Below are 18891 nucleotides of genomic sequence, written 5' to 3'. Positions count from 1 at the left end.
TCTGCATACCTATTCATCCTTGAATCGAGTTACATAATGATCACACGCGTCGTTGATCGTGTCAAACGAAACGCGGGAATCCGGTCGGTTTCCGGCCATTACGACCTGGCGGCAACTCACTGCCATTCGACGTAGACGGTCTTCTTTCGCTGGTACAGCTCGAGGCCGTGGCTTCCGTCGTCCCCGCCCAGCCCGCTGAGGCCCCAGCCGCCGTGGAACCCGTTCACCTCTTCCGGGCCGGCCCGATTGACGAAGACCTCACCGGATTCCAGGGCTGCACTCATCCGCATGACTCGAGAGAAGTTCTGCGTATAGAGGTAGGAACTCAGGCCGAATTCGGTGTCATTCGCCCACCCGACAACCTGCTCCTCCGAGGAGAACGCCGTCACGGAGAGTACCGGTCCGAAGATCTCCTCCTTCAGCGCCGGTGACGACGCCGGAGCGTCGACGAGCACCGTCGGCTCGAACCAGTGCCCCTCGGAGAAGGAATCACTGGTCAACCGGCGCCCTCCAATTGTGGCGCGCGCTCCGACGGCAAGTGAGTCCCCGACGATGCGTTCGACGTTGGCGAGCTCGCCCGCGGATGCCTTCGGTCCGATCTCCGTCAGGTCGTCTAGCGGGTCCCCGACTCGAAGGCTGGACACCCGCTCAGTCGCCAGGGCGACGAACTCCTCGAAGACGGATTCCTCGACGTAGGTGCGCTCGTTGCATACGCACGCCTGCCCGTTGTTCATCATTCGCATTCCGACAGCGGCTTCGACAGCTTGTTCGACGTTCGAATCGGCAAACACGATGAATGGGGCGTTGCCACCGAGTTCGAGCGACACCGGAAGCACTCGGTCGGCTGCGTTGGAGAGGATGGATCGCCCCGCACGCACGCTACCGGTCATCGTGATGAGTGACACCCCAGGTGAGGCAACGAGCGCCGGCCCGAGGATCGATCCTGAGCCAGGAAGCACCGACAAGAGCCCCTCGTCCACCCCCGCTTCGAGCACCAACTCGGCAAACGCCAGCGCCGAGAGCGGAGTCAGTTCGCTGGGCTTCAGGATGATGGCGTTTCCGGCGGCCAGCGCAGGGGCGACCTTGCGTGCGGCCAGCGCGAGCGGGTAGTTCCACGGGATGATCCCGGCGACCACACCAACGGGTTCTCGTCGTATCCAGAGCTCGCGGTTCGGCCCCGTGGAGGGGAGGAGCTCGCCAGAAGACGTCACAATTGCGGCGGCGAAGTACCGGCAGAAGCCGATCGCTCCTCCCACTTCTCCCCTGGCCTCTGTGATCGGCTTGCCGAGCTCAGAGGTGATGATCCGGGCGAGCCGCTCGCGGTCCCGCTCCAGGAGTTCGGCAAGTCGCGTCAACACCGCTGCTCGTTCGCCCACGGTACTCCTGGCCCATCGCGGCTGCGCTACGAGCGCGGCGTTGACCGCTCTGTCGACATCGGCCGGGCTGGCAACCGATACCCGGCCGGCCGATCGGCCGGTGGCCGGATTCTCGACCTCGAGGACACTATCGGAGCTGCCGTCCCCCCACACGCCGCCGACCAGGAGGGGAGAAACTGTGGTTTCAGACATGGGTTATGACCTTTCGATGATCGAGTTCTGGCGCATCCGCGTTTGCCGGAGTCACCGTCTGCGCGGTGATCGCTCCCCCGTTTTGGGCGATGTACTCGGCCGCCCGCACGGCCAGGGCTCCGATTGTCGGCGTCGGATTGACCGCCGCCCCTGTCGTGAGCGAAGAACCGTCAACAACAAAGAGGTTCGGCACCTCCCAGGTCTGGTTCCATTTGTTGGTGGTGGAGTCCTCCGGGGTGTTGCCCATTCTCGCTGTGCCCATGAGATGCCAGCCCGGCTGCAGGTCCTGTGCCCCGGTGGAGCGCACCCGGGACGCACCGGCCGCCGCAGCGACTTCTTCAAGACGACTCACGCCGTAGTTCGTCAGGTCGATATCGTTTCGGTGCGCCTGGAACTCCACTCGCACGCCGGGCAATCCTGATGAATCGGTGATGCTGTCATCCAGCAAGACGCGGTTTGACGCCACGGGAAGGTCTTCAGCCAGCACATAGACCAGAAGCTGGTTCCCGAAGTCTTCGTCAAAACGACGACGATGGCCAGGACCCCATGCGATGGGCTCCCTGGTGTGCGAACCCGTCGCCGTGAATGCGGCGCCGTACGACCGTCCAACCTGCATCGTGAACCCGTTGACGAACGGGTTCGCCGGGTCGGTGTCGTAGAACTCCTGGGAGTAGAACGGAGCACCGAATGATCCTTTGTAACCTTCGATCGGCTCGTCGAACCATACATCGCAGTTCGCATAACTGTGGTGCATGAGGTGGCGGCCGACCAGACCGTTTCCGTTGGCAAGCCCATCCGGGAATCCGCGCTGGCTCGACATCAGGAGCAGGCGAGGGGTGCCGATTCCGCTGGCCGCCACGACCACCATTCTGGCTTTCACCCGGTGCCGCTGTCCGGTCGCGATGTCGATATAGACAGCACCCGTTGCGCGACCCTTTTCGACGTCAATCTTCTCGACCCGTGCTCCGGTGCGAAGGTCAACCCCGTTACGGAGTGCCCTGGGCCAATAGGCAACATGGACACCGCCGAGGGAACCGCGAGGACACCCCGAGAGGCAGGCACCACATTCGTTGCACGGGAGCCTGCCCTCACGCCCCGTGGTGATGATGGCGTTGTCTGACGGCCACCAGTGCCAGCCGAGGGCATCGAACCCCCGCGACAGTTTCAGGCCGAGCTTCCCCGGCCGCGTCGTCGGATCGCGAGGTGCGCCGGGTCGCGGCGGATATGCGGGGTCGCCCGGCACACCGGAGACTCCCATTTCCGCATCGTTGATGTCGTAGAACGGCGCCAGGTCTTCATAGCTGATCGGCCAATCGATCGTCCCTTCGAGTCCATGCTCGGTGCCCTTGCGGAAGTCGACCGGCTTGTAGCGCGGCCAGTGGCCGCCGTAGGCGTTCGTACTGCCTCCGACGGCGTTGTAGAGGTGGGGTTTGATGCGACCACCGATCGGATAGTCCTCGGGAAGCTGCCGATCGTTCGGGTTGTACGACCATCCGCGTAGCTTTTCGAGCTCCCAGGTGTTGAGCCCGTGCGCGTAGTCCTTCCCTGAGTCGAACCAGTAGCCCTGTTCCAGACAGACGACACGGAGCCCGTGATCCGAGAGCCGAGCCGCCATTGCTCCGCCGCCCATCCCGGATCCGATCACCAGAACGTCATACTCTTCCTCAGCGGACATCGTGTGTTTCCTTTCTGGTGCTGCGGATCCTGACGACGTCGTCGGTCCGGAAGAACGCGCCTGTACGAGTGAGCGGTTTGTCGCCCCACGTCTCCAGCGCGCTGTCGTAGCCGAGCGGTTGCGGGGCGCCGTGGAAGTCGGCGCCGTGTCTCGACCGTGAAGAGATCAGTGATACGACGGACTCGTGGCCGTAGTAGACGTAATAGACAAAGTCACGCAGAAGGCAGAAGAGCGAGGGATCGCGCTGTTCCAGCGACGCGAGGAAGTCGGTACGTTTCTCCGCGGAGTCGCCAAGGAGCGGAGCGAGAGTCGTATCGAGGATCTCGCGGAGCTCTGCCGCGCGAAGATGTGGGTACAAGCTCAACTCTTCTTCATCTGGCACGATATACCGCATCGCGAGGTCGCAGATGCCGAGGGCGGTCGACGCCGGCCAGCCGTCCTCCGGGGGGATCAACGTGTCGACGAGCGCATCGAACGTGCGCCGTTCGCTTTCGGTCAGGGCCGCTTGGTTCCGCCATCCTCCGTGCATCATTCTGCTGTTCGACAGCGCACGGGTGTCACGTGAAGACATTGGATTGCCTTTCTGTTCCAGTCCCGTCGCCTGAAGCACGAGCGAGAGAGTCTCGGGTCCGCCGACGTTGCCCGGGACGATGATGAAGAGGATCTCCCGACCATCGGCCGCGTTGAGACGCCACACGGACACGCCGGGCAGTATCTGCCCGAGTACCCTCCCTGACCGCGCACCGAGGCTCTGCCTGGCCACCTCGGCCGACGTGATCCCGCCCTTGGCGATCACCACGCCGACTTGTGACCGAACACTCTCCACGACAGCGATCAGGGACTTCATCACCAATTCGCCATGCCGCAGTGTGTTGTCGGATTGGCGGCGATTTCTCTCAGTCGCCAGGATCGCCAGTCCGTATTCGGTGATGTCGCTCGTCACGAGTGTGGTGGTCGTATCGGCGGCGGCCTCCGTCGCGAGCAGCGCTTCGGCCGTGTCGATTACGTTGATCCGGCCCCAACCGGGGACGAGCTGGGCGAGCTGCGCCGTTGCACCGGTGGTGTGTGACCCGCAGACCAGCACTGTGGGCAGCGGTGTCGGCACGAGCGGAGTGCCGAGCAAAGCCCTGCTCTCGACCCCAGCCAACATCGCCGCGAGGGGTGCCGCAGAACGAACCACGATGCGAGCACCCCGCGCCCGCGCCCGGTCTGTTGCCTGGGCGATCTCCCGAATGTCCTCATTGGAGTGCGCATCGGGGAGTACGACGGAACCGGCATGGGCCTCGAGGAGAACGTTTTCGAGACCGCCGGAGCGCACGACGTCAATTCCTACTTCGACCGGTCGGTAGCTGCTCGTTTCTTTTACGAACTCGGACAACCGGGAGTTCGTGAATGGGAACACTGGATCTGACGCGTATTCCGTCTGGCCTGCGGGCACCTCGACGCCGGCCACCGTGACCAGGTGGATGCCGTTACGCGTTACTCGCCCGCCATCGGGAAAAGCCGGCACAAACAGGACGACGGACTCGTCGTCCATGAAGACCGCTGTCTCGGTGAAGACGTGGCCCCGGAGGGTTGAATCGCCCCGCAGCACAAAACGAATGTCTTCGCCCAGGCGGTCCCCGGCCTCGAGCGCGTCCGACCGAATGCGCGCGGCAAGCTGAACGGCACTCGCCGTGTCCAGCGACCTGCTGTTCGTTTGGATATAGACGCTGTTCTCGGTGCGCAGGACATCTGTGATCATGTCGGCGTCGCTGGCGAGCAGGACCGTCACATCAGAGGCGGACTGGGTGCCTGTCGGATCATCGTCGAGTACGACCGTTTTCACTGATCTACCTTTCAAGGTCGGTCGGTGGCGATCGTCGGGCATCGCCGAACGACCGCTTCACCGGGGATGGTGTGCGTTTTTGTAGAAGAGTTGCCGAGGGCCACTAAACGGGCTGGACGAGTCCTCCCACGTTGCCGAGCTGATAGAAGCTGTGGATGTGTGACGTCACCAGTCGCACCGCCTCCGCGGAGTCTCGGTTCGAGATCGCATCGAGAATCGCTCGATGCTCCTGTCGAACCTCACGCGCCGTGGCCCGCCAATCGGACAGACGTGCATATGCCTCGATCATTTGCCGGTTGATGGCGATACGGAGCGACTGCATGAGATGAGACGTGAGCATATTTTCCGTCGACTCCGCGATGCGCACATGGAACGCAGTATCGAGCCGATTGAATTCGTATGTCTCGATCTGTGGATCGTCCATTTGATCAAGGATGCTCGCGAGGTCTTTGATGTCCACCTCGGTTGAGCGAGAAGCCGCCTCTGAACAGGACCAGGACTCGAGCGCGATGCGCGTTTCGAGCAGGTCAGTCTGACTGAAGTGACCGAGCGCGATTTGTAGTTTGAGCAGGTTGACGAAGCCGGGACCGGCCTTCGCCAGCAGTACTGCGCCCCCATCTGCGCCACCCCCTCGCCGGATGTCGACGACGCCAAGGGCCTCAAGAACGCGGAGCGATTCACGCAACGACGGACGCGAAACCCCGAGCAGGACCGCGAGATCCCGTTCGCTCGGCAAATGATCGCCTGCCTTGAGACGGCCGTCGAGGATCCGTTCTTCGATCTGCGCCATGACTTGCTCGTAAGTGCGCAGCCGCTGGACGGGTTGCCATTCCTCAGGTGACGGCATGTCGTTGTGTCCCTTCAGTTGCGTCATAGGTGGGTCGAATCAGGATACGAGTGGTCACTGTGTCACGCGCCGACAACGTCGGCGGCAAATGCGATTTCCATCTCCCGGCGAAGCTGGACGGCAAGTTCGTTTTCGTCGATTACCACATCGGCCCACGACACAGTGTGATCCTTCGCAACGTCCCTGGTGAGCTTCGCACCATGAGCAAGTCCGAGGGGAAGCGCGTTTCTCTCCAGGGAGATGTGAGCTGGAGCGAGCTTCCCGAAGACGGTGTAGCCGCCCTCGCCGTCGAGCGTGTCGCCTGCTCGGAGATCCTTTTTCGCCGTTGTCACGACATCCCCGCGGAAACCTGTCGGAGAGCCCGTCGGCTCACCCCTCAGCACCGCGGAGGCGATGCTGATTCCCAGCTCGAGTCCGATCATGTGGTACGGGCGATACAGTGATCCGTAGCGACCGGTCTCGTCGGTGAGTACTCCATATTCGGCGAAACACTGGCGCGCGTATTCCGTTCGTGCCTCGAACGTGACGAAGACCCCCCAGCGAAGGTCACGGCTGACCTGTGAGCCGTCACGATGCAGGCTTGAGGCGATCTCGACCGTGCCCCGCCGGGTCAGGGAACCTCCGAGTGCGGACTCTCGGTAGACCTGCGGCAGATCGTCGACTCCTGCAGGGGGAAACAGAAGACCTTCATCCTGTGGGATGAGGCCCGTTCCATTCGCCACCGCAGCCATCTCGATGGCTGACTTTGTGCCGTCGAGGAAGGAGTTGAACATCTTGGGGTTGAAGTCGCCGGTCTCAAGCTGTTCGCTGGTAAAACCGTAATAGTCCCACACGGTATCCGGGGTCGAGTAGTTGTACTCGGGGAGATACTTCGTGCCTTTGCCTGCGGACACCACATCGAATCCGACGACACGGCACCAGTCGACAAGTTCCGAGATCAGAGCGGGTTGGTCTCCGTAGGCCATGGAATAGACCAGGCCGGCAGCCTGCGCGCGCTTGGCAAGCACAGGCCCAACCATGCAATCTGCTTCGACGTTGACCATGACGACGTGCTTACCGTGATCGATGGCATTGTGGGCATGGTAGGCACCGATGAGAGGATTACCGGTCACTTCGAGGATCACCTCGATCTGAGGTACGCCGATCAGATCGTCTGCGCTCGCCGTTACGAATGTGGAACCAGTACTCAGCGCCTCATCGAAGGACGAAGCGCTGTAACGCTCCACCGGCCATCCCGTTCGCTGGAGGGCGTTCCGAGCCTTGGGCACGTCGATGTCGGCAACGCCCACAACGTGAATGTACTCGCTGCTCACTGCCTGGGTGAGGAACATCGACGCAAACTTTCCCGCGCCGATAACGCCCACACGGATCGGGCCGGACGCTTCCGCCCGCTTCTTCATTAGTGAGTAGAGATTCATGGAACGGAGTCACTCCTTCGTGAGGTGTTACAGCCAGATGGTCTGACCATCTGAACTTAGTCTCTGGGAAGAGGCTGCGGAATGTCAAGTCCGCGCTATGAGTCGTCGGTGTCGAGCACGTCGAGACACCGCGGCATTGGCCGGTCGAGCCGGGGGGCGCGAAGGGTCATCGGTCAAGCCTGCGCCGTCCCGAGCCAGTCGAAGGCTCAAGGTCCCGTATTGGATTCGACAGGTTCAAGCAGCGGAGATGATGCCGAGCGCGTCAGCGCCGCGCCAGCATCGACGTCACGCGCAGCATCTTGCTGTTGATCCAGACGTCGGAGTACTCGATCGGACGACCATCGTCGAGATACGTCACCTGCTCCAGGTACTGCACCGGCGACCCCACCGCCACACCAAGCTCGGCCGCGACCTCAGAAGACGCCTCCTCAGCGGTGAACGTACGCCGCCCTGAAGCGATCTTCAACTGGTACCGATCCTCCAGCGTGCCGAACAGGCTGTTGAGCCCGAAATCGATCTTCTCAATCCCCGGCGTCAGATCAGTACGCACATAGTTGAACAGCGGCGCCTCAATCAGCTCCGCCGACAGCACCCGCGTCTCAACCGCCACCCCCTGGCTCGCGAAATCCTCAGACAACGTGCTCAGCTTTTGCGCGATCGCCGGCTCAATCAGCGTCGACGTCACAAACGTGCCCCGCCCCTGCACCTGCTTCAGCAGGCCTTCCCGAATAAGCGTCGTCAACGCCCGGCGCAACGTGCCGCGGCTCACGCCCCACGAGTTGACGCCGCCCTCCACTTCGCAGTGCCACCGGTCACACTGTTGTGACGCCGGGCACACACCCGATAATCGCCGCAACACATCGCCGTAGCGAGGGGGAGGGCAGGCTGCCCATTTCAGCCACGCATGACTTCTGAATGTAGAGTCACCAATCTTTCTAGAGGCTGCTCCGGTGCGCTACCCGTAAAAGTCAGGACCACGAGTTCGGCGTCTTTGAAATGACCCGGTACTCACCTACGCGAATACGCCACAGGTTTGGGTAGCCGACGAGTGGGCGGGTGCCACTCGGTCGCGGGTCGTCGCTCAGAGCACTAACGACTTTTACAATGCGGCGAGCAACTGGCTTGTCGAGCTCGGCCAACTCCTTGAGCGCCCTTGGATCATATTCGACAGCAAACGGGCCAGCCGCACTCACAGCCCGAGCTTCCGGGCCACCTCATCTGCGGAGACTGCCGTGGTGCGTCCGGCGTCGAGATCGGCCAGTCGCTCCAACGCGACGCGACCATCCTCGCTGTCAATCATCGCCTCGTAGCGGTCAACGAGTTCAGCTGGCACGATCGCCGCGGCCCGCTTCTGACCCCGCCCACGAGTCACGTACGTGATCTCGCCACCGTACGCAGCTCGATTCACGGCATCGGAAAAGTGATCGCGCGCTTGGCTAACAGAAAGCTCGATGTTGGTGCTCATGCACCTAATCTACGCCAAGGACGCCAACCTCGCCATCGCGAGGAAACCATGCGGCGTCGGGCGCGCACCCGGTAATCGCCGCACCCCATCACGGCAGCGAGGGAACGGAAATACCGCTCATTCCCTCGCCCGCTTCAAGAATGCGGGGCTGCGCCGAAACGTCAACCAGACGTCCGGTCTCAACCGCGGGCACCGACGTCACCACGGAACAACGGTGCCATCCCACGAAATGAACGAGCCGGTCGACCCGTCGTCCGGCAGCGTTGCCAGCCGCACGGCCTCGACCGCAGCCTCCGCCGGGTCGCCGGCGTTCATCGCCGCGAGCTGCTCCGGTATCGTTGCTCGCACGGCCGGGGTGAGATTGGTGGCCCGGCGCCCTGGAGCCAGGGCATTCACTTTGATGAGGTCGGCAGCGAGCGTCTGCGAGTACAGAACGGTGAGCGCGTTGACCGCTGCCTTCGACGAGCGGTAGCAGCTCGCGTTCGGGGCCACTCACGCACCGTTCCAAGCACCTGCCGAGTGGATCGAACGATATCGAGGTCGTTACGATGCCGGCTGGGACCAACTACGCGAGGAGCGCCTCGTCCGTCAGCTCGAACCTGGCGTGATGCCCGAAGGGACCGAGCTCACCGAGCGCGACGAGAATGTGCCGCAGTGGGAGGAACTATCCGAGGTCGAACGAACGAAGCATTGCCGCTGGTGGCCAGGAAGCCTTCGTCGGCTTCTTGGAGCACACCGACGCGCAGCTTGGGCGGCTGGTCTCCTGGCTTGAGCAGACCGGGCAACTCGACAACACAATGATCGTCGTGTTGTCCGACAACGGAGCGGCAGGCGACGGCCGCGATTTCGGTACCACGAACGTGCTCGGCCCGTACAACAACCTCGCTCTCGACGCCGATTCCGAGACAGCCGGTCTCCCCTTTATCGGCGATCACACGCACCCGACGCACTATGCGACCGGCTGGGCGATGGCTGGCAACACTCCATTCCGGCGCTACAAGCAATACGTCGACCTCGGCGGGACGCGATCTCCCCTCATCGTGCACTGGCCGGGAGTCGCGCCGGCCGGTGAGGTGCGCTCCCAGTTCGCACACGTCATCGATCTCGCTGCCACCTTCGTGGACACGGCCCTCGACCGGGAAGACGACGATCGCTTCGACATCATCGCCGCGCTGGATGGCGCATCGATGCACACCATGATCGCCGACGACGCCGCGCCGCCGGCACGACAGACCCAGTACTTCGAGATGCTCGGGCATCGAGGAATCTGGCACAACGGGTGGCGCGCCGTCACGCAACACCAAAAGGGCACCCCCTATGACCAGGACCAGTGGCGCCTCTACGACCTCGAGCGGGACTTTGCCGAAACCACCGACATCGCGGATGAGCAGCCTGACAAGCTCAAAGCGTTGACAGAACTCTGGTGGGACGAGGCGGCGAAGAACAGTGTGCTCCCTCTTGACGATCGATCCTTGAAGGAGCTGCTCGAAGCACGCGGCGGAAGTGCGCGAGCCCTGATGCGGAAGATCGTGCTTCGCCCCGGCCAAAGCCACCTCAGCTTCACAACCCGGCTCACCGGAACCAACCGGACGATGCGCGTGAGCGCGCGACTGACTCGCACCGGCACCGAGAACGGAGTCCTGCTCGCATCCCGTGCCGGATACGGCGGCTATGTGCTGTTCGTCAGGGATAATTTCCTCCACTTCGAGCACCACATGCTAAGCGAGCGTGTCGCGGTCGCCTCCAGCACCCCCGTGCCCGCCGGAAAAAGCACCGTGGGCTTCTTCTCCCAACGCGGGCCGGGCCGCGTCGCCGACGTGAGGCTGTTCGGCCAGTCACCTATCATTGGTCCAACCTTTGTCGACTTGACTGACCTCTACAGCGCGCTTTTGCGAGCTCGCGCGAGAGGTGGACGCAACGCTCGATGACGGAGTTTATGCCCAGCTGGCCGGCCCTCATTACGAGACGCCGGCCGAGGTTCGAATGGTGCGCGCGCTGGGCGGTGACATCGTCGGAATGTCCACGGCCCTTGAAGCGATTGCGGCACGTCAGGCGGGGCTTGAGGTGTTCGGCATCTCGCTGATCACAAACCTAGCTGCGGGAATTCAGGAATCGCCACTCAACCACGAGGAACTCATCGACGCGGGCAAAACCGCTGAGGCTCGGCTGGGGCCGCTGCTGGCCCAGATCGTGACTCGCATTTCGGACGCGGACTCGTGACAATCCCGCACGACCGGGAACAATTGCTCCAATCGGCGAGGAGCTGGTTCGATCCGGATCCCAACCTCGAAACCAGGATAGAGCTCGCCGAAATGATTGTTCGCGTCGAGCACAACACCGACCCGCGCGCACTCGGCAACCTCGCTGAGCGTTTCAACGGGCGACTCGAATTCGGCACCGCACGCCTCCGGGGAGCGCTCGGAGCCGGGCCCACCCGCATGAACCGAGTCGTCGTAGGCCAGACGGCCGCTGGACTCGCCGCATACTTGGGCTGGATTGTGGCTGGATTGTGGCTGGCGGTAACCACGACCATATGTGGAGACCTTGACTGGATTCAAATGGATCTCACGCGTTCCCAACCTGCTGTTCGGATACGAAGAGGCGCTTGGCTACCTTGTTGATCCGGCGAATGTGCACGACAAGGATGAAATCTCCGCAGCCATCGATTTCCTCTCGCTCATGAGCGACCTTAAAGACCACGATCCTGGGATTGTTCTCTGATGAGCACCTCAGGGTGTCCGCGACGGAGGTTGCCTCCACACTGGGCGTCGCCAGATCTACGGCGTATCGCTACCTACAGTCGCTGGTGACCAGTGCCTTCCTTGAGGAGGCGCCCGGCGGAGGATTTCGACTCGGCTTACAAGTCCTTGCCCTCGCCCGGCTTACCCGAAAAGGATATGGGTTCTCCGGCGCGATCCTCCCGCTGATGAAAAAGCTCACGCAACGATTCCACCAAACCGTGTTGTTGACCCGTCGCGTCGGAGACATCATCGTTTGCGTTGAGCGTGAGGAGTCGACGGGGCAATATATTCGACTGTCTTATGAGCGCGGCACGACGCTAGACATCAACGCGGGAGCGTCTGCCCTGGTCTTGCTCGCGTGGCTTCCAGAAGACGAAGCGCGCTCACTGCTGACCAGCCGCGAACTTCGCAAATTCAGCCCCAACACGCTGACCGACGTCGATCTACTCATCGAGCGGCTCGCTCAAATACGGACCCAGGGCTATGCCATTTCATACGGCGAAGTGGATGCTGACGCTCTCGGTATCGCGGCACCCATCTTCGACGAGTCCGGGACGGTCGTCGCTGCACTGAGCATTGTCGCCATCGAGCGACGTTTGCCCGAGAGCGCCCGGCCAGAGCTCATCGAGGCGCTCGAGTCAGCGGCCACCGAGGCGAGCCGCACTCTCGCAGTCATCATGAGCTGAACTTTCTCGCCGTATCGGTCAATCAGCGTGATCGCCGTAGAGCCAGTCGATGTAGCGAAAGTCGTCCGGGTCGCGGCGAGCCAGGAGCTCGTCACGAAACACCCGCTCGAGTCCATCGGCATGCGTGATGTTGCCCCAGGTTCGTGCGGTGCGCTGAACGCGGCCCGCTTGTGGCGCCCGCTTTCGAGTGAACGACTCGAGCGCTTCGTCCCAGCCATCGTGATTCGTCACTCCGTCATCGGTGAACACGTGTAAGCCAGCTGCGGATGCGGCACCCGCGCATTCTCAATTCCCTGTGGGTGTTGCTGCTTGTCGCAGACGTACAGCCGTTTGGATATCCGTAGATTACTGGGTCTCTCAACTCATTCGTGGCACCCTGACGAGCGGTCCGACGGATTCGTGATCCCGGGTCGGACGTTCAACAGCGGCGCCGACCGGTATTGTGCCCGTATGACGACTATCGAGGTAATCGCGCCGAGCAGCGAGCGGCGCAACCGCGCCGCGGTCACTGCGTTCGTATTCGGGCTGCTGGCAATCGCGGGCGGCGCAACCTTTCTGCTGGGAAAGGCGCTTCCGGACGCGATGGTGTTCGCGGTGATCCAGGGCATCCTCATCGCCGCGCCCGCGCTCTGGTTGGTCGTCGTGGTGCTCGCGATCGTGCTCGGGCACATCGGGTTCGCCAGGGCCCGTCGGCTCAGCGGCTCGGGGCGCGGTCTCTCGATCACCGCGTTCGTCCTCGGCTACCTCGCGCTCGTGCCGATGGCCACCATGGTGTGGCTCACGGTGTCCGGCCTGGCGCTGTGGGGACCCTGGTTCGGCATGCTCCGCTAGCAGCCTCGCTCAACAGGGCGCGCCTGTTCGATTCAGTGCGCCTGTTCGATCCAGCCGTCGCCTGTGACGGGCTCGCCCTGGAACGTGCCGTCCACCGAGCCGATGCCCTCGTACACGGGAGCGCCCTGCGTCGGGAACTCCTGATCACCGATCGGCGCCGTCACGGTGAAGTCCACGTCGAAGAGCGGGATCTGCACCCGGACGCTCGTGTAATAGGTCTCCCCAGTGACCGGGCTCTTCCACGTCGGCGCGAGCGGCGTCATCGTGCTCGCGACGTAATACATCTGCCCGTCTGGGCTCTGCAACGTCGAGTACGACGGAACCGCGACATCCGTGGGCGGATCCTCGCCAGCCTTCGAGAGGAAGTAGTTCGACAGCGTCCAGCCGTTGTCGAGCTGCTGGTCGGTGAGGTTCCACTTGACCGGGTTCGCCGAGTCGCCGAACGCACCGTACTCATGGTCCATCCACGTCTCGCCGGTGACGGGGATCTTCTCTCCGTCGAGCGTGATCGTGCCCGTCGTCTGCAGGTGGGTGAGCGAGTAGTAGTAGTTCTTGTGTTGCAGATCGAGCGCATGATCCGTCGAGTTCACGCCGCTGCCCCACACGACGAACGGGCTGCCCTGCTGCGACTCCGTCAGGTCGAACTGCACCGGCGTCAACGTGGCCTCATCCGCCATGAGCGCCTCGATGTGCAGCCCCTGCGTCGGGTCGTCCCCCTGCGCCGACATCGAGACGTACGAGGGATAGGCAACGGCCTTCGCGCCGGTCCCGTCGCCGCTGATCGTGATCTCGGGCACCGAGGTATAGCCCGTGCCTGGATCACTCACCAGGACGACACCCACCCCGCCGTCCGTGCCCAGGGTCGCGATCGCGGAGGCGCCGGTCCCGCCATCGCCGATCGTCACCGTCGGCGCGCTCGTGTACCCGCTCCCGGGGTCGGTGACGACGATGCCGCCGAGCTGGCTCGCCGGGTCACCGAGGCGGGCGAACCAGTCCTTCGTCGGGTCCGACTCGGCCCAATGTTGCGGGTCCCAGGACTTCGGGGGGAGGTAAACGGTGGTCGACTGGTAGTGCTTGCCGTTCTGCACATCGGTGAGCATGACCTGCGTGAAGGCCCAGCCATTGACCGGGAACCCGGCCGCGTTGATCTCGAAGCCGAACACCCGGTCTCCCGACCGGAGCGTTCCGATGTTCCACCACCACTCGGTCGGAGCGCCGAGGTGGAGGTACATGTCCTCCGGCAGGCTGACCGCAGCGCTATCCGCGGCCACCGGAATTGGTGTACCGCTCGACTGGGGCGCCCCCTGCGGGGCCGGTGAGGCGCACGCGCTCATGGCGACGATCGCTGTCGCCGCGATCACCGTGCCGATCATTCGTCGTACTTGACCCACTGTTCGCACGCTCACGCTCCCCGTCGAAGTTCGTGTTGACCGTACCATGTGAGATGGCGGCCGAGGTCGCAGTTGGGCCAGCGGAGATGCGACAGTTCCTGTCGGCGGTCGGCACATCGCCATTCGCGTGCCGCCGCGCGAACGCAGGCGACGAACGCCTTGCCGGCGATCGGCGCGTCCGCCGTAATCAGACTTCGATGGCGGCAAATTGCGGCGGGCTACGGTTGGCGCATATGAGCGCCCCGCCCGCCATTAGTTAGGGCACGGCGTGCGGGGCGTTTCAACGCGAGCACAAGGGGGTGCGCACGCGTCGCCCAATTATCGTTGACCGTTCACTTTCGAGTCGACCCCCCATTGTGTGGGACGGCCCGCTCGCGCGCACAGCGCAGTTCAGCCGGATTTGGTTGTGCCGCGCACATTCCGACAAAGTAGAGCGCCTGAGAGAACGTCACAGTAGACGACTTATGAGAGCCTTGGCCACGGCAGCAACGGCAGCAACGGCAGCCGTGATACTCGGGATGTCCCTTCCGGCGCACGCCGAGGAACCCGACGACGACGGTGCGACCGGGTCGATATTCGACCTGCTGCCTGCGGCCGGTGCCGAAGTGCAACCGGTCGACAGTACCGGGAGACTTACGGTCGAGGTCTACGTTGAACCCGGAACACCGCTCGGCGAGGTGCAGACACTCGTTGCCCCGTACCTCGATGTGACCACGACGGCGCCTGAGTTCGGTGTGATAACCGGGTCCACTCTCCCCGACCAGGTTGAGCTTCTTCGGGCGGTTCCCGGCGTGCGCTTCGTCGTTGCGTCGACTCCACCAGCCGTGGGCAAAGTCGAATCCCTGACGCCGCCCGCTCCCGCGTCGGGTGTGGTGGCCGGCGGCACCGTAGTTTCACCGCCAGCGTGCCGAGCCGTACCGGTCGAAGCGGACGCCCCGCTGAGCGCAGCCGTGCACGAGAGGAATTCGGGGTTGATGGCTCGGGTATCACCGTGGGCATCATCTCGGATTCCTTCGATGCCTCGACGGAATCGGCCACAACGCCGTAGGACGATGTCGCCCTGGGTAGTCTCCCCGGCGCGGCGAACCCTTGCGGGTACCGGACGGAGGTCAGCGTCGTCCGCGACGCCGAACCCGGTTCGGACTGGGTCGGCGACGAGGGCCGCGCTATGGCACAGCTCGTGCACGGCATCGCTCCCGGCGCTAGCGATCCTTGGGGGTCAGAATTCCGACGTTTGTCTTGAGTTTTCAAGGGGCCTTTCCGAGGCGTGCGCGGTCGATGTAGTTCTCGACGTGAGTGTCGATGGTGCGAAGAGCATCGCGTAGTTCGACGGGGGCGGGCGGTTGATCGGCTGTGCAGAGCGGGATGAGGAGCCGGTCATGGACCTTCGTGTAGAACAGCGCGATTCGGAGTCCGTCGCTGGTCAGGGCGTATGTGTTCGTTCTCGGGATGCGCTGGATGAGACCTTTGCGGGCGAGGCGCGACAGGTCGTAGCTGATCTGATTCATTCGATAGGGGACGCCCGGCAGCATGCTCACCTGGGCGCGGAGGCTCTTGTTGGTGAAGCCGAGAACATTCCTGAACATGCAGAGAGCGCCGAGCAGGGCCATCACCCGAGGATCGCCGAACCTGAGGGCCGGGGCCCTCCTGCCATCCTCGGTGAGGGTGGACTGCGTGGCCCGCTCAAAGGCTGGGCTCGCGAGGATCAGGCCCTGCCCGACACGTTCAGTATCGAGCAGACGGGTGTTGATGTCACGTGATTTGTGTTGCAGTTCGTCCAAATGTTCCAGACGCCGTGCGACGCCCAGATCAGTGGGTGAGTTGATCACGGTCTCGATCCGTAAGGCGCGACCGTCTTTGAGATATTGCTTGATCCGGGAGTGCTTGTAGAACGTGTTCAACGTGACGCCGGTATCAGCGGTGACGACTTTCGTGTTGAAAACCTCCTGAGTGCGACGTTTCTTGCCATGGATGATCCTCCTTCCGAAGATGACCTCGAGCGTGTCCGGCCGGCCCACGTTCAGATTGTCCGTGATCAGCGCGTCGACGAACCCGCGGGCATGACGCGGGGCATCGAACACGATCGTGCGAGACGTTTCGATCTGACGCATCGACAGCTCCCACCAGTAGCCGAACGTGCGGTCATACTCATCCAACGGACAGGCAGCTGGTTCATCCACCGGTCGAAGAACGCCTCGATCTGTGTCGGGCCGAGCCGGTCACAGATCTCTTGCAACGCTCCCGGGTCCTCGCAGGATTGGAACCCGTTGGACAACGCGGTGAACACGACTCCGGCCTTCGCGGCTTGACGTTTAGCCCATTCATGCCCGTTGATCCAAACCTTAATCGGGTAGGGGAAGTATGAACAGATCTTGATGAACCCCGGCCCGAAGTCCTCGTCCCAGAGATAGAAGTAGAAGCAGGTGACCCGCCGGTCGGCTTTCGTGAACGAGTAGAACGGAACACCGCCCGCGTTGCCTTCGCGCCGGTTCGCGGCGAACACGTTCTGGAACTCCTGCGCGACACCGACCGCAGCGACCCCGGAACGCCCGGTCTTCTCCTGCCGGGCCAGATGCTTGCGCATCACGTCGAGCTTCCGGTCGCCCCTCGCAAACCGGACCAGCGGGATCCCGCCCTGCTCCGTAAACGCCGTCACGTTCGCGCGGAACCGGGAACCGATCTTCTCCAGAATCGCCGGCGAGGGGATGTTCTTCCCCAGATGCTTCTTCATGAAGTTCACCACCTGACCGCCGACCTGCAACACAGGGACGTACCCGTTCAGATAGATCCGATCCAAACACTCAATATCCAACTGCGTGTGACCTTCAAGAAGGTTGTTCACGTTCGCTGTCGCTGTTGACGCATCCATGACAACAGGAATACCGCAGTCAACAGCCGTGAACCAGCCCCACGACTCGGCGGTCAGAGGCTCGCCTCATTGGAAGGGTGCGTCTTGAACATCGAATAGTGGGTCCATCCGAACGGATTGCTTATGCTTCTCGCCGCTTTCGTCATACCATTCGATGGTCAGAGGCGTGCCATGCTCGGGCGCACTACCGCTGACCGACACGTTGAAGCTTCCAGAGTTTTGTCCGGATAAATCCTCCCAATATCCGCTGCTTGTGATGCGCCCATCAGTGTTGGCCGGCTCGATGCGGACACCTCTTGCGACGCTGTCTGGCATTCTGTTATGCAGCGCTGCCTGCGCGGCTACGCTGTCCCGGGTTGCAGACCACGCGGCAGCTGTGACATCCCAGCGCGGCTTGGGTGGTGGTAGCCGGACCGCGGTCTCTTCAGCGGCCATGGACCTGCCCGCTTCGATGCCGTTCAAGTGAGCTTCGTCTAGCGCCTTGTCGCGGGCCGCGCGCACGTCTTCAGGCAAGAGGAGCACGTCCTTCTCATGGGAGTCGCCATTCCTGTCGATTCACGTCACGCCGAAGGTCACTCCTTCAGTGCGACCGCGCTCAGTGGTAACACCCTTGAACCAGCTACCGATGCTACCGCCGGAGCTGTCGGAGCCGAACGTGCCTTTCCAGAAGACGTCACCATCGAGAGCGAAGAACTCTGGATTGCACGACAACGCCACGTCCGTCACGGCATACCCCTGGTTGTTCAGCCAGTGGACGTTGCGCTCACCGAACGCGTCGCGTGCGTCTATGCGCCAGCTCGGCTGAGGAACGCTGGTGCGCTCCGCAGCAACTTCACCGCTGCGGCGATCATATCCAGCCTGCTCCAGCAATTCCTTCTTGCGTCGAGTTATAGGGCGGATCGCAAAGAACCACTTGACGTCCTTAGCGACGTTGTTCCAGATCAATCGTCGCCAAGGCGGAACGACCAGCGACGCCACGATCAGCGCCACCCCAGCGACTACGAGGTACGCCCAAGCTGGTGCCTTAGCCTTTGTTGCCTCGGAGATTGCCCAAGGCACGAACCAGGTCACAGCGAAAACAACGACGCCGCCCACAACGGTTGCGTTCAACGTGCGGTCGTACCACGCGAGCCTGGAATCGTTCACATCAGAACACTACCGAACAGTCGTGACATAGCACTGTGGGGAGCATAGGCAAGACACCTTTAGGTCCAATACCGTTCAATTAGGGGTTTTTGGTGTAGTTTGCGGGTATGCCTCGTACTGGTTGGAGAAAGCCCGAGTCGGATCGTCGGTTGTCGGATCTGGTGTCCGTTGGTGTGTTGACGAAGGTGTTCCCTCCGGATGTTGTCGATGCGGTGATCGCGGAGTGCGGCCGGACTGAGCAGCGGCGTCGTTCGTTGCCGGCGAGGTCGGTGGCGTATTTTGCGATGGGGATGGCGCTGCACTCGGATGGGTCTTATGAGGACGTGTTGGCGCTGATCTCGGATGGGTTGGCGTGGGCGGAGCGGTCCGAGGAGTCACCGAAGTTGGCGAACAAGGCCGCGATCTCCCATGCCCGTGACCGGCTTG

The 18891-nt window shown here is 62.7% G+C and carries 18 protein-coding genes and 3 pseudogenes; 6 read left to right on the top strand and 15 right to left on the bottom strand.

Features of this window, described 5'->3' with window-relative positions; translation table 11 throughout:
• Nucleotides 1-116 precede the first annotated feature (116 nt).
• The 9 genes from K323_RS0107710 to K323_RS0107675 all read right to left on the bottom strand — a co-directional run bounded on the left by K323_RS0107710 (nucleotide 117) and on the right by K323_RS0107675 (nucleotide 9293).
• Nucleotides 117-1568 (bottom strand): aldehyde dehydrogenase family protein, encoded by a 1452-nt coding sequence (locus K323_RS0107710; protein WP_022884702.1) that lies wholly within the window; start codon nucleotides 1566-1568, stop codon nucleotides 117-119.
• The gene (locus K323_RS0107705) at nucleotides 1561-3243 is read right to left on the bottom strand and encodes a GMC family oxidoreductase (RefSeq protein WP_022884701.1); all 1683 of its coding nucleotides are present in this window, start codon (nucleotides 3241-3243) and stop codon (nucleotides 1561-1563) included. The genes K323_RS0107710 and K323_RS0107705 overlap by 8 nt, the downstream gene beginning before the upstream one ends.
• The gene (locus K323_RS24910) at nucleotides 3233-5071 is read right to left on the bottom strand and encodes a four-carbon acid sugar kinase family protein (protein WP_022884700.1); all 1839 of its coding nucleotides are present in this window, start codon (nucleotides 5069-5071) and stop codon (nucleotides 3233-3235) included. Before K323_RS24910 ends, K323_RS0107705 begins: the two co-directional genes overlap by 11 nt.
• A 103-nt stretch (nucleotides 5072-5174) precedes the next feature.
• Entirely contained in the window at nucleotides 5175-5945 is a 771-nt protein-coding gene (locus tag K323_RS0107695; RefSeq protein WP_022884699.1) for a FadR/GntR family transcriptional regulator, read from the bottom strand.
• A gap of 35 nt (nucleotides 5946-5980) precedes the next feature.
• Nucleotides 5981-7336, bottom strand: a complete 1356-nt coding sequence (locus K323_RS0107690; RefSeq protein ID WP_022884698.1) for an NAD(P)H-dependent oxidoreductase — start codon at nucleotides 7334-7336, stop codon at nucleotides 5981-5983.
• A gap of 262 nt (nucleotides 7337-7598) precedes the next feature.
• Nucleotides 7599-8132, bottom strand: coding sequence for a GntR family transcriptional regulator (locus tag K323_RS24905; RefSeq protein WP_022884697.1), 534 nt, complete (start codon nucleotides 8130-8132; stop codon nucleotides 7599-7601).
• Nucleotides 8133-8304: 172 nt separating this feature from the next.
• Nucleotides 8305-8529: a type II toxin-antitoxin system RelE family toxin gene (locus K323_RS30855; RefSeq protein WP_084697097.1), complete on the bottom strand. Its 225-nt coding sequence runs from the start codon at nucleotides 8527-8529 to the stop codon at nucleotides 8305-8307.
• Entirely contained in the window at nucleotides 8526-8801 is a 276-nt protein-coding gene (locus K323_RS0107680; RefSeq protein WP_022884696.1) for a type II toxin-antitoxin system prevent-host-death family antitoxin, read from the bottom strand. The genes K323_RS30855 and K323_RS0107680 overlap by 4 nt, the downstream gene beginning before the upstream one ends.
• A 198-nt stretch (nucleotides 8802-8999) precedes the next feature.
• Nucleotides 9000-9293, bottom strand: a complete 294-nt coding sequence (locus tag K323_RS0107675) for an SDR family NAD(P)-dependent oxidoreductase (protein ID WP_026851385.1) — start codon at nucleotides 9291-9293, stop codon at nucleotides 9000-9002.
• A gap of 152 nt (nucleotides 9294-9445) precedes the next feature.
• Between K323_RS0107675 and K323_RS30740 the strand changes: the two are divergent.
• From K323_RS30740 to K323_RS0107655, 4 genes and pseudogenes are all read left to right on the top strand, one after another.
• A pseudogene (locus K323_RS30740) lies at nucleotides 9446-10180 on the top strand (sulfatase-like hydrolase/transferase); the annotation flags it as partial.
• Nucleotides 10181-10630: 450 nt separating this feature from the next.
• Nucleotides 10631-11021, top strand: a pseudogene (locus K323_RS30405) (phosphorylase family protein); the annotation flags it as partial.
• 315 nt (nucleotides 11022-11336) lie between these two features.
• Nucleotides 11337-11495 (top strand): annotated as a pseudogene (locus K323_RS0107660) (hypothetical protein); the annotation flags it as partial.
• 112 nt (nucleotides 11496-11607) lie between these two features.
• Nucleotides 11608-12228, top strand: a complete 621-nt coding sequence (locus K323_RS0107655; protein ID WP_245570944.1) for an IclR family transcriptional regulator — start codon at nucleotides 11608-11610, stop codon at nucleotides 12226-12228.
• Nucleotides 12229-12246: 18 nt separating this feature from the next.
• Here the strand turns inward: K323_RS0107655 and K323_RS0107650 are convergent, their stop codons facing one another.
• Nucleotides 12247-12459: a hypothetical protein gene (locus tag K323_RS0107650; protein WP_157509384.1), complete on the bottom strand. Its 213-nt coding sequence runs from the start codon at nucleotides 12457-12459 to the stop codon at nucleotides 12247-12249.
• A gap of 219 nt (nucleotides 12460-12678) precedes the next feature.
• Here K323_RS0107650 and K323_RS30220 point away from each other — a divergent pair, with 219 nt between their 5' ends.
• A complete protein-coding gene (locus K323_RS30220; RefSeq protein ID WP_022884692.1) occupies nucleotides 12679-13059 on the top strand; it encodes a peptidylprolyl isomerase in 381 nt (126 codons plus the stop codon).
• Nucleotides 13060-13091: 32 nt separating this feature from the next.
• Here the strand turns inward: K323_RS30220 and K323_RS29770 are convergent, their stop codons facing one another.
• The 5 genes from K323_RS29770 to K323_RS0107620 form a co-directional block, all read right to left on the bottom strand.
• On the bottom strand, nucleotides 13092-14450 hold the full coding sequence (locus tag K323_RS29770; protein ID WP_211219833.1) for a lipocalin-like domain-containing protein: 1359 nt from the start codon (nucleotides 14448-14450) through the stop codon (nucleotides 13092-13094).
• Between the two features lie 1247 nt (nucleotides 14451-15697).
• The gene (locus K323_RS30215; RefSeq protein WP_211219832.1) at nucleotides 15698-16561 is read right to left on the bottom strand and encodes a hypothetical protein; all 864 of its coding nucleotides are present in this window, start codon (nucleotides 16559-16561) and stop codon (nucleotides 15698-15700) included.
• Nucleotides 16486-17247: a hypothetical protein gene (locus K323_RS30210; RefSeq protein ID WP_211219831.1), complete on the bottom strand. Its 762-nt coding sequence runs from the start codon at nucleotides 17245-17247 to the stop codon at nucleotides 16486-16488. The genes K323_RS30215 and K323_RS30210 overlap by 76 nt, the downstream gene beginning before the upstream one ends.
• Before the next feature lie 138 nt (nucleotides 17248-17385).
• A complete protein-coding gene (locus tag K323_RS0107625; RefSeq protein WP_157509382.1) occupies nucleotides 17386-17832 on the bottom strand; it encodes a hypothetical protein in 447 nt (148 codons plus the stop codon).
• Nucleotides 17833-17874: 42 nt separating this feature from the next.
• A complete protein-coding gene (locus K323_RS0107620) occupies nucleotides 17875-18465 on the bottom strand; it encodes a hypothetical protein (RefSeq protein ID WP_022884688.1) in 591 nt (196 codons plus the stop codon).
• A gap of 107 nt (nucleotides 18466-18572) precedes the next feature.
• Here K323_RS0107620 and K323_RS24880 point away from each other — a divergent pair.
• A partial coding sequence (locus K323_RS24880; RefSeq protein WP_245570943.1) for a transposase domain-containing protein occupies nucleotides 18573-18891 on the top strand: 319 nt, incomplete at its 3' end.

Origin of the sequence: Glaciibacter superstes DSM 21135 (assembly GCF_000421145.1) — a bacterium.
GTDB classification, from domain to species: domain Bacteria; phylum Actinomycetota; class Actinomycetes; order Actinomycetales; family Microbacteriaceae; genus Cryobacterium; species Cryobacterium superstes.
Note: the sequence above shows the minus strand (reverse complement) of the source record. Positions and strands in the feature narration are given on the sequence as shown.

Coding starts and splice junctions, on each gene's coding strand:
- K323_RS0107690 (WP_022884698.1), bottom strand. CDS start 7,336: ATGAATCTCTACTCACTAATGAAGAAGCGGGCGGAAGCGTCCGGCCCG.
- K323_RS0107695 (WP_022884699.1), bottom strand. CDS start 5,945: ATGACGCAACTGAAGGGACACAACGACATGCCGTCACCTGAGGAATGG.
- K323_RS30215 (WP_211219832.1), bottom strand. CDS start 16,561: ATGCGTCAGATCGAAACGTCTCGCACGATCGTGTTCGATGCCCCGCGT.
- K323_RS0107680 (WP_022884696.1), bottom strand. CDS start 8,801: ATGAGCACCAACATCGAGCTTTCTGTTAGCCAAGCGCGCGATCACTTT.
- K323_RS0107705 (WP_022884701.1), bottom strand. CDS start 3,243: ATGTCCGCTGAGGAAGAGTATGACGTTCTGGTGATCGGATCCGGGATG.
- K323_RS30220 (WP_022884692.1), top strand. CDS start 12,679: ATGACGACTATCGAGGTAATCGCGCCGAGCAGCGAGCGGCGCAACCGC.
- K323_RS0107710 (WP_022884702.1), bottom strand. CDS start 1,568: ATGTCTGAAACCACAGTTTCTCCCCTCCTGGTCGGCGGCGTGTGGGGG.